Origin of the sequence: Pseudomonas sp. Pseusp88 (genome assembly GCF_047303955.1) — a bacterium.
Lineage (GTDB): Bacteria > Pseudomonadota > Gammaproteobacteria > Pseudomonadales > Pseudomonadaceae > Aquipseudomonas.
Genome location: NZ_JBGLYM010000001.1, coordinates 471,849 through 482,320 on the forward strand (window position 1 = coordinate 471,849; position 10,472 = coordinate 482,320).

Sequence of the window (10,472 nt, forward strand, 5' to 3'; positions counted from 1 at the left end):
AACTGGTGCCCATATTCCTCCTGTTTGCCTAGTCCCTACAGACACAGTTCAACTGTATTGTGAGGGTTCAGTTAACTGTATAACGGCACTGTTTTGTTCGGAAATGGGGCAACTGTACTGGTTGGCACCTTATTGGTGCGTTTTGTGCGCGAAAATGGTGAAAACCTCGATTTGGCCCCCAAAAACAACCGGTACAGCAGTACAGTTTTGGCCCGCTCGCAAAACACAATTAAAAAAAGGGCCACGAAAATCGTAGCCCTTTGCCAACTGTTGCTTTTAGCGCGGTAGCATTCGCCCGGTTTCTTCCAGGTTGAAGTGCCAACTGAGTGCATCGCGCAGTACGTGCGGGGTATGTCCGCCCTTGGCGCATGCGGCGGTGAAATAGGCATTGAGCGCTTCGCGGTAATCCGGGTGCACACAGTTGTCGATAATCACCCGGGCACGCTCACGGGGTGCCAGACCACGCAGGTCGGCCAGCCCCTGTTCGGTGACGAGGATGTCGACGTCATGCTCGGTATGGTCCACGTGGCTGACCATGGGCACCACGCTGGAGATGGCGCCGCCCTTGGCGATGGACTTGGTGACGAAGATTGCCAGGTGCGCGTTGCGGGCGAAGTCGCCGGAGCCGCCGATGCCATTCATCATCCGCGTGCCGCACACGTGGGTGGAGTTGACGTTGCCGTACAGATCGAACTCCAGCGCGGTGTTGATGCCGATGATGCCCAGGCGGCGGATCACTTCCGGGTGGTTGGAGATCTCCTGCGGGCGCAGCACCAGGCGCGACTTGTAGCGGCCGAAGTCGGCGAAGACCTGATCGTGCTTGGCGGCGGACAGGGTCATGGAGCTGCCGGAAGCAAAGCTCAGCTTGCCAGCGTCAAACAGGTCGAAGGTCGAATCCTGCAACACTTCCGAATACATGGTCATGTCGTGGAACGGCGAATCGAGCAAGCCATGCATTACTGCGTTGGCGATGGTGCCGATACCGGCCTGCAGCGGCATCAACTGGTTGGTCAGGCGATCTTCGCGCACTTCCTTCTTGAAGAACTCCACCAGGTGATTGGCGATCGCCTGGGTTTCATCGTCTGGTGGCAGGATCGTCGAGTGCGAGTCCGGCTGATTGCTGATGACGATGCCGACGATCTTCGCCGGATCGATTTTTACTGCCGTACTGCCAATGCGCGAGTCGGCCTTAAGCACCGGGATCGGCAGGCGGGTCGGACGATAGCTGGGGATATAAATGTCGTGCAGGCCTTCCAGCTCCAGTGGTTGAGCGAGGTTGATCTCGACGATCACCTGTTTGGCCAGGATGGCGAAGCTGGCCGAGTTACCGACCGAGGTACTTAGCACGAGGTGACCTTCTTCGGTGATCGCCACGCACTCGATCACCGCCAGGTCGACGGCCTTGATCTGACGGTTACGCAGCTGTTCGACGGTATCGGACAGATGCTGGTCGATGAACATCACGCTGCCATCGTTGATGGCCTTGCGCAGGGTGCTGTCGACCTGGAACGGCATGCGCCGGGACAGTACGCCCGATTCGGTCAGCTGCTTGTCCAGGTCATTACCCAGGCTGGCGCCGGTCATCAGGCTGATTTTCAGCGGATGCTGCCTGGCTCTTTCGGCCAATGCATGAGGTACGGCTTTGGCTTCGCCAGCGCGGGTGAAGCCGCTCATGCCGACGGTCATGCCGTCTTCAATCAGGGCGGCGGCGTCGGCCGCACTCATGATCTTGCTCATGAGCGAAGGCAAGCGAATACGATCACGGTACATGGAGATATCTCGGAAGGTGAAAGCGAGGGCTCAGTCTAGAGTTTTGGATGTATTTCGTCCCGCTACCAAGGTCGCATTTGGAGGCTCTAATTGGCGGTTTTTGGCGTAAAACACTATTACGCGAAATGTAAAAAGCCCCAACCGGATCACCGCGCTGGGGCTTCTTTTAAGGCGAGTGAAGACTATGTGTTCTCGACCGCCTTAACCATGTCCTCGATCACCTTTTTGGCGTCTCCGAACACCATCATGGTTTTGTCGAGGTAGAACAGTTCGTTATCCAGGCCGGCATAACCACTGGCCATGGAGCGCTTGTTGACGATGATGGTCTTGGCCTTGAAAGCTTCGAGGATCGGCATCCCGGCAATCGGCGACTTGGGATCGTTCTTCGCCGCCGGGTTGACCACATCGTTGGCGCCCAGTACCAGCACCACATCGGCCTGACCGAACTCGGAGTTGATGTCCTCCATCTCGAACACCTGATCGTAAGGCACTTCTGCCTCGGCCAGCAGGACGTTCATATGGCCCGGCATACGCCCGGCGACCGGATGGATCGCGTATTTCACCGTGACACCGTGATGGATCAGCTTCTCGGTCAGCTCTTTGAGTGCGTGCTGCGCCCGTGCTACCGCCAGGCCGTAACCCGGCACAATGATCACGGTATCGGCGTTGGTCAGCAGGAAGGTGGCGTCGTCAGCCGAACCGGATTTGACCGGTCGGGCTTCTTGCGAGCCTGCTGGCCCTGCCGCGTCCGTTGCACCGCCGAAACCGCCGCCGATCACATTGAAGAACGAGCGGTTCATGGCCTTGCACATGATGTAGGACAGAATCGCACCCGAAGAGCCCACCAGGGAGCCGGCAATGATCAGCATCGAGTTGTTCAGCGAGAAGCCGATACCTGCCGCTGCCCAGCCCGAATAACTGTTGAGCATCGACACCACCACCGGCATGTCGGCACCGCCAATCGGGATGATCAGCAGTACACCGATGACGAAGGCCAGGGCCAGCATGATGGCGAAGGCGTTGAGGCTGCCGGTGAACATGAAGGTCAGGCCGAAGAACAGCGTAGCCAGACCAAGGATCAGGTTCAGCTTGTGCTGCCCGGCGAACTGTACCGGTGCGCCCTGAAACAGGCGGAATTTGTACTTGCCTGACAGCTTGCCGAAAGCGATCACCGAGCCGGAGAAGGTCACCGCACCAATCGCAGCGCCGAGGAACAATTCCAGACGGTTGCCGGCCGGGATGGCATCGCCGAGGTTCTTCACGATATTCAGCGACTGCGGTTCGACCACGGCGGCAATGGCAATGAACACCGCTGCCAGGCCGATCATGCTGTGCATGAAGGCGACCAGTTCCGGCATCTTGGTCATTTCCACGCGCTTGGCCATGATCGAGCCAGCCGTACCACCGACCAGCAGGCCGATGATGATGTAACCGATGCCCGCGCTGGTGCCTTCCACTGTCGACAGCGCCGCCAGCTTGAACACCAGGCCGATGGTGGTGACCACGGCCAGACCCATGCCGAGCATGCCGAACAGGTTGCCGCGCCGCGAAGTGGTCGGGTGCGAGAGCCCCTTGAGTGCCTGAATAAAACAGATGGCCGAAACCAGGTACAACAGGGTGACGAGGTTCATGCTCATTATTTGGCCGCCTCTTCTTTTGCTTTGGGGGCTTTCTTTTTGAACATTTCCAGCATGCGCCGGGTGACCAAAAAGCCACCGAACACGTTGACCGCCGCCAAAGCCACGGCCAGGGTGCCCATGGTCTTGCCAAGGGGCGTAACCGTCAGGGCTGCAGCCAGCATGGCGCCGACGATGACAATGGCGGAGATGGCGTTGGTTACGGCCATCAACGGGGTGTGCAAGGCGGGCGTGACGTTCCAGACCACGTGATAGCCGACATAAATGGCCAGCACGAAGATGATCAGGTTGTAGACCCCGGGGGAGATGAGCTCTTCCATTATTTTTATCCTCAGCCGTTCTTGCGGATGACTTGGCCGTCGCGGCACATCAGGCACGCGGCGACGATGTCGTCTTCGAGGTTGATCTCGAACTGGCCTTCCTTGGTGAAGACCAGCTTCATGAAGTCCAGCAGGTTACGGGCGTACAGCGCCGAGGCGTCCGCCGCGACCAGAGCGGGCAAATTGGTATGCCCGACGATGGTCACGCCGTTCTCGACCACCACCTGATCCGCCACGGTCAACGGGCAGTTGCCACCTTGGGCCGCAGCCAGGTCGATGACCACGGAACCGGGTTTCATCTGCGCGACGGTCTCGGCACTCAGCAGTACCGGTGCCTTGCGGCCTGGAATCAGGGCGGTGGTGATGACGATGTCCGATTGTCTGGCGCGCTCGTGCACGGCGACTGCCTGGCGTTGCATCCAGCTGGCAGGCATCGGTCGGGCATAGCCGCCGACGCCGACCGCGCATTCACGTTCTTCGTCGGTCTCGTAAGGCACGTCGATGAACTTGGCGCCGAGGGACTCGATCTGCTCCTTGACCGCCGGACGCACGTCAGACGCCTCTACCACGGCGCCCAGGCGCTTGGCGGTCGCAATGGCCTGCAAACCGGCAACGCCTGCGCCCAGTACCAGCACGCGGGCCGCTTTGACGGTGCCTGCTGCGGTCATCAGCATCGGCATGAAGCGGGGGTAGTGATGAGCGCCCAGCAGTACCGCCTTGTATCCGGCGATGTTGGCTTGCGAGGACAGTACATCGAGGCTCTGCGCGCGGGATGTGCGCGGTGCGGCTTCAAGGGCGAACGCGGTTATGCCGCGCTCGGCCATCTTTGCCAGCCCCTCGTTATTGAATGGATTGAGCATGCCGACAACAACTGTGCCGTTGTTGATCTGTGCCAGTTCGGTGTCGCTGGGGGCCGCGACCTTGAGGATCAGCTCGGCGGAAAATGCATCACCAATACTGGCGCCTGCGGCTTCATAGGCACTGTCGGTAATGCTTGCGCCGATGCCGGCTCCGCTCTGTACCGTGACCCGATGGCCTTGGCCGACCAGTTTCTTGATGGTTTCCGGGGTTGCAGCAACCCGCGACTCACCTATGTGGGTTTCGAGAGGGACACCGATGTGCACGTTAAATCTCCTGCGCGATCTTCTTGTCTTTATTGAATAGACCATGGCTACGGAGCAGTGGGCATCCGTAGCGGCCGATCAGCACGACCCCGCGTAATCAGGGCGGGGCGCGGCATTTTGCAGGCGATAACAGGGGGCTTCAATAGGTTCTGTAAGAGGGTTTTAATTTAACTACATATTTCCCTGCGACAGATTGTCGCCCGTGTTGGCTGCAGGCCTCTATATTCAAGGCCTGTAGCGAATGGGTAGTGAAATGAGGTTTTTTTGAAATAGATTAGCCGAATAAGCCATGTGAATCCTGAAGCCATCGAATCATATGGCTTACAGCGCTATTTTCAGGATTTTTTCAGCTTGTCTATACAGTGTCCTACAGGCGACAAATAGTTATATCTGTAGGCATTTTGCTATATCCACTACATTCATGGGTCTTTAGTGCAGTGGCAGTTCGTAGGCGTTGGACTGTTCCACCAGCCAGTCCCGAAACGCCCGCAGCGAAGCGGATTCGACCTTGCGCTCCGGAATCATCAGGTAATACGCCTTGGGGCTGGAAAGAGCGTGGGGATTGGCAACTACCAGGCGCTTCTCGGCCAGCTCCCGCTGAATCAGGAACGGCGGGATAAGGGCGATACCCATTTCATGCATGGCGGCCTGGGCCAGCATCGAGAACAGCTCGTAGCGCGGGCCGGTCATGTCTCGTGGCACGTTAAGGCCTCCGTCATTAAACCACTGGCGCCAGGCGTAGGGACGGGTGGTCTGCTGCAGCAGCGGCAGCTCGGCTATCTGCTCGGCCGTCAGTTGTTTGTGGTGGCCCATCAGCGCCGGGCTGCAAACCGGCAGCGGGTTCTCGCTCATCAGGCGATGTGCTGCGGTACCGGACCAGTCGGCGTCGCCAAAGTAGATGGCGGCATCAAAGTTGGTATCGGCGAACAGGAAGGGACGAGTGCGGTTGGTCAGGTTGACCGTCACTTCCGGATGGCGTTGCTGGAAGTCCTTGAGCCGGGGCAGCAGCCATTGCGTACCGAAGGTCGGTACAAGGGCCAGTTCGATGACATTGGCGCCCTGTTGGCCCATTACCGACAAAGTATCGCGCTCGACGGCGTCAAGCTGCTGCGCTACACGGCGGCTGTAGGAAAGACCTGCTTCGGTCAGCTTCACTCCACGCTTGGAGCGTCGGAACAGTTCGACATTCAGGAACTCTTCAAGGCTGCCGATCTGTCGGCAGATGGCGCTCTGGGTCAGGGAGAGTTCTTGGGCAGCCTTGGTAAAGCTCTCGTGGCGGGCGGCGGCTTCGAAGCTGATCAGGGCGGCGGTGCTGGGGATTTTTCGGCGCATGTACGAGGATCTCACTAATACGTGGCCATTTAGGTCATTTAAGGTCCACGGAGTGAGAAATTAGCACAAGACTATGCGAAATCCTCGTTTGTCGAAGGTGCCACGCGGGTCTAGGATCAAGGCACTCGATATTTCCTTACTGCGTTCCCTGACCAAGGAGTGACTCATGGCTGCCAAGGCTAGCTTCAACTGGATCGACCCGCTGTTGCTGGATCAACAGCTCACTGAAGAGGAGCGCATGGTTCGCGACAGCGCCGAACAGTTCGCCCGGGACAAGCTGGCTCCACGTGTGCTCGAGGCTTTCCGCCATGAGCGTACCGACCCGGCGATCTTTCGCGAGATGGGCGATGTCGGCCTGCTGGGCGCGACCATTCCCGAAGCCTACGGCGGCAGCGGCCTTAACTATGTCTGCTATGGCTTGATTGCCCGTGAGGTCGAACGAGTCGACTCCGGCTATCGCTCGATGATGAGTGTGCAGTCCTCCCTGGTCATGGTGCCGATCAATGAGTTCGGTACTGAAGCACAGAAGCAGAAGTACCTGCCCAAGCTGGCATCCGGCGAATGGATTGGCTGCTTTGGCTTGACCGAGCCCAACCACGGTTCCGATCCGGGCGCGATGATTACCCGGGCAAAGAAAGTCGAAGGTGGTTATCGCCTGTCGGGCAGCAAGATGTGGATCACCAACAGCCCGATCGCTGATGTCTTCGTGGTCTGGGGCAAGGACGACGCTGGCGACATTCGCGGTTTCGTTCTGGAAAAAGGCTGGGCGGGCCTGAGTGCACCGGCGATCCACGGCAAGGTCGGCCTGCGGGCATCGATCACCGGCGAGATCGTCATGGATAACGTCTTTGTGCCGGAAGAGAACATCTTCCCGGATGTGCGTGGTCTCAAAGGCCCGTTTACCTGCCTGAACTCGGCACGCTATGGCATCTCCTGGGGTGCCCTGGGTGCTGCGGAGTTCTGCTGGCACACTGCTCGGCAATACACCCTCGATCGTCAGCAGTTCGGTCGCCCTCTGGCCGCCAACCAACTGATCCAGAAAAAGCTGGCCGATATGCAGACCGAGATCACCCTGGCGCTGCAAGGTTGCCTGCGTCTGGGGCGCATGAAGGATGAGGGCACTGCGGCGGTGGAGATTACCTCGATCATGAAGCGCAACTCCTGCGGCAAGTCTCTGGATATCGCCCGGATGGCTCGGGACATGCTTGGCGGTAATGGCATCTCCGATGAGTTTGGTATCGCTCGCCATCTGGTCAACCTGGAAGTGGTCAATACCTATGAAGGCACGCATGACGTTCATGCCCTGATCCTTGGGCGTGCACAGACCGGTATTCAGGCCTTCTATTAAGGAGAGAGTCATGGGCGCGCTTTCTCATCTACGGGTGCTGGACCTGTCCCGGGTGCTGGCCGGTCCCTGGTCGGGGCAAATCCTCGCTGACCTGGGGGCCGATGTGATCAAGATCGAGCGCCCGGGCAATGGTGACGACACCCGTGCCTGGGGGCCGCCCTTCCTCAAGGACACCTCCGAGGCGGCTTACTACCTGTCGGCCAATCGCAACAAGCAGTCGGTGACCATCGACTTCACCCAGCCGGAAGGACAGAAGCTGGTGCGGGAGCTGGCGGCAAGGTCAGACATCCTTATAGAGAACTTCAAGGTAGGCGGGCTGGCAGCTTATGGCCTGGACTACGAGTCGCTGAAGGCGATCAACCCGCGTCTTATCTATTGCTCCATCACCGGTTTCGGCCAGTTCGGGCCTTACGCCAAGCGCGCTGGCTATGACTTCATGATCCAGGGGCTGGGCGGGCTGATGAGCCTGACCGGTCGCCCTGAGGGTGAAGAGGGCGCCGGACCGGTGAAAGTGGGCGTGGCGCTGACCGACATTCTGACCGGGCTGTATTCGACCACGGCCATTCTCGCGGCACTGGCTCATCGCGATCAGGGTGGTTCCGGCCAGCATATCGATATGGCGCTGCTGGATGTGCAAGTGGCTTGTCTGGCGAACCAGGCGATGAACTACCTCACCACTGGGGTGGCGCCGCGCCGCCTGGGTAACGCCCATCCTAATATAGTGCCCTACCAGGACTTTCCGACGGCGGATGGTGACTTCATCCTGACGGTGGGCAATGACAGCCAGTTCAGAAAGTTTGCCGAGGTGGCCGGGCAGCCGCAGTGGGCAGACGATCCGCGCTTCCTTACTAATAAGCTGCGAGTGGCCAACCGTGCGGAACTGATCCCGCTGATTCGCCAGGCGACGGTATTCAAGACAACGGCTCAATGGGTGACCGAGCTGGAGCGGGCCGGCGTGCCTTGCGGGCCGATAAATGACCTGGCCCAGGTATTCGCTGATCCGCAGGTACTGGCTCGCGGTCTGGCCGTGACCATGCCTCACTCGCTGGCAGGGAGCCTGCCTCAGGTGGCGAGTCCCATTCGCCTCTCCGAGACGCCCGTCGAATACCGCATGGCCCCACCTTTATTAGGTGAGCATACCGGGGTAGTGCTGCAGCGGGTGTTGGGGCTGGGGGACGAGGATGTCGTTCGGCTGCGTGAGGCTGGGGTGCTATAGAAGAAGAGCAGCTACGGGCTGCGAGCCAGGAGCAGATAATGGGTGCTCCGGCCTCGCTCGAGGCTCGCAGCTCGCAGTCCGTAACTTTTCTGAAATAACTGCTTGACGCCCCTCAGAATCTATCTATAATTCGCCCCACTTCCGGCGCAGACGAAACGGAAAACTTCTTGAGAATCAAGCAGTTAACCGAAGTAAGCAGCGAGGAAGGGTTTCGGTTTTCAAGGTGAATTCGGAAGCGGTGAAAAAGGCGGTTGACAGCAGGTTGTAACGCTGTAGAATTCGCCTCCCGCTAACGTGAGACGCCAAGTCAAGCGAAGCGCAAGTGGTTGAAGTTGCAAAGGAAACTTTGAAAACTTTTGAAAATAACCGCTTGACAGATACAGAGGACGCTGTAGAATGCGCGCCTCGGTTGAGACGAAAGAATCAACCAACCGCTCTTTAACAACTGAATCAAGCAATTCGTGTGGGTGCTTGCGCTGTAAGACTGAAGTCAACTGATTATCAGCATCGCAAGTTACTCCACGAGAAATCATGGTTTAACCAACGATTGCTGAGCCAAGTTTATAGGGTTTTCTCAAAACCCGATTGCAGTATTGAACTGAAGAGTTTGATCATGGCTCAGATTGAACGCTGGCGGCAGGCCTAACACATGCAAGTCGAGCGGATGAAGGGAGCTTGCTCCCTGATTCAGCGGCGGACGGGTGAGTAATGCCTAGGAATCTGCCTATTAGTGGGGGACAACGTTTCGAAAGGAACGCTAATACCGCATACGTCCTACGGGAGAAAGCAGGGGACCTTCGGGCCTTGCGCTAATAGATGAGCCTAGGTCGGATTAGCTAGTTGGTGAGGTAATGGCTCACCAAGGCGACGATCCGTAACTGGTCTGAGAGGATGATCAGTCACACTGGAACTGAGACACGGTCCAGACTCCTACGGGAGGCAGCAGTGGGGAATATTGGACAATGGGCGAAAGCCTGATCCAGCCATGCCGCGTGTGTGAAGAAGGTCTTCGGATTGTAAAGCACTTTAAGTTGGGAGGAAGGGCATTAACCTAATACGTTAGTGTTTTGACGTTACCGACAGAATAAGCACCGGCTAACTCTGTGCCAGCAGCCGCGGTAATACAGAGGGTGCAAGCGTTAATCGGAATTACTGGGCGTAAAGCGCGCGTAGGTGGTTTGTTAAGTTGGATGTGAAATCCCCGGGCTCAACCTGGGAACTGCATCCAAAACTGGCAAGCTAGAGTAGGGCAGAGGGTGGTGGAATTTCCTGTGTAGCGGTGAAATGCGTAGATATAGGAAGGAACACCAGTGGCGAAGGCGACCACCTGGGCTCATACTGACACTGAGGTGCGAAAGCGTGGGGAGCAAACAGGATTAGATACCCTGGTAGTCCACGCCGTAAACGATGTCAACTAGCCGTTGGAATCCTTGAGATTTTAGTGGCGCAGCTAACGCATTAAGTTGACCGCCTGGGGAGTACGGCCGCAAGGTTAAAACTCAAATGAATTGACGGGGGCCCGCACAAGCGGTGGAGCATGTGGTTTAATTCGAAGCAACGCGAAGAACCTTACCAGGCCTTGACATCCAATGAACTTTCCAGAGATGGATTGGTGCCTTCGGGAACATTGAGACAGGTGCTGCATGGCTGTCGTCAGCTCGTGTCGTGAGATGTTGGGTTAAGTCCCGTAACGAGCGCAACCCTTGTCCTTAGTTACCAGCACGT

The 10,472-nt window shown here is 57.9% G+C and carries 7 protein-coding genes and 1 rRNA gene; 3 read left to right on the forward strand and 5 right to left on the reverse strand.

Annotated features, from left to right (window positions below; genetic code table 11):
* Window positions 1-276: 276 nt before the first annotated feature.
* From ACCD02_RS02255 to ACCD02_RS02275, 5 genes are all read right to left on the reverse strand, one after another.
* Entirely contained in the window at window positions 277-1,770 is a 1,494-nt protein-coding gene (locus tag ACCD02_RS02255; RefSeq protein WP_413298301.1) for an acetyl-CoA hydrolase/transferase family protein, read from the reverse strand.
* Window positions 1,771-1,952: 182 nt separating this feature from the next.
* Window positions 1,953-3,407: an NAD(P)(+) transhydrogenase (Re/Si-specific) subunit beta gene (locus ACCD02_RS02260; RefSeq protein ID WP_413298302.1), complete on the reverse strand. Its 1,455-nt coding sequence runs from the start codon at window positions 3,405-3,407 to the stop codon at window positions 1,953-1,955.
* Window positions 3,407-3,727, reverse strand: coding sequence for an NAD(P) transhydrogenase subunit alpha (locus ACCD02_RS02265; RefSeq protein ID WP_259100859.1), 321 nt, complete (start codon window positions 3,725-3,727; stop codon window positions 3,407-3,409). Before ACCD02_RS02265 ends, ACCD02_RS02260 begins: the two co-directional genes overlap by 1 nt.
* Window positions 3,728-3,738: 11 nt before the next feature.
* Window positions 3,739-4,851, reverse strand: a complete 1,113-nt coding sequence (locus tag ACCD02_RS02270; RefSeq protein WP_413298303.1) for a Re/Si-specific NAD(P)(+) transhydrogenase subunit alpha — start codon at window positions 4,849-4,851, stop codon at window positions 3,739-3,741.
* Window positions 4,852-5,280: 429 nt separating this feature from the next.
* Window positions 5,281-6,183, reverse strand: coding sequence for a LysR family transcriptional regulator (locus tag ACCD02_RS02275; RefSeq protein ID WP_413298304.1), 903 nt, complete (start codon window positions 6,181-6,183; stop codon window positions 5,281-5,283).
* 166 nt (window positions 6,184-6,349) lie between these two features.
* Between ACCD02_RS02275 and ACCD02_RS02280 the strand changes: the two genes are divergently transcribed.
* The 3 genes from ACCD02_RS02280 to ACCD02_RS02290 all read left to right on the forward strand — a co-directional run.
* On the forward strand, window positions 6,350-7,531 hold the full coding sequence (locus ACCD02_RS02280) for an acyl-CoA dehydrogenase (protein WP_413298305.1): 1,182 nt from the start codon (window positions 6,350-6,352) through the stop codon (window positions 7,529-7,531).
* A gap of 10 nt (window positions 7,532-7,541) precedes the next feature.
* Window positions 7,542-8,747 (forward strand): CaiB/BaiF CoA transferase family protein, encoded by a 1,206-nt coding sequence (locus ACCD02_RS02285; RefSeq protein WP_413298306.1) that lies wholly within the window; start codon window positions 7,542-7,544, stop codon window positions 8,745-8,747.
* A 595-nt stretch (window positions 8,748-9,342) separates the two neighbouring features.
* Window positions 9,343-10,472, forward strand: a 16S ribosomal RNA gene (locus ACCD02_RS02290); the annotation flags it as partial.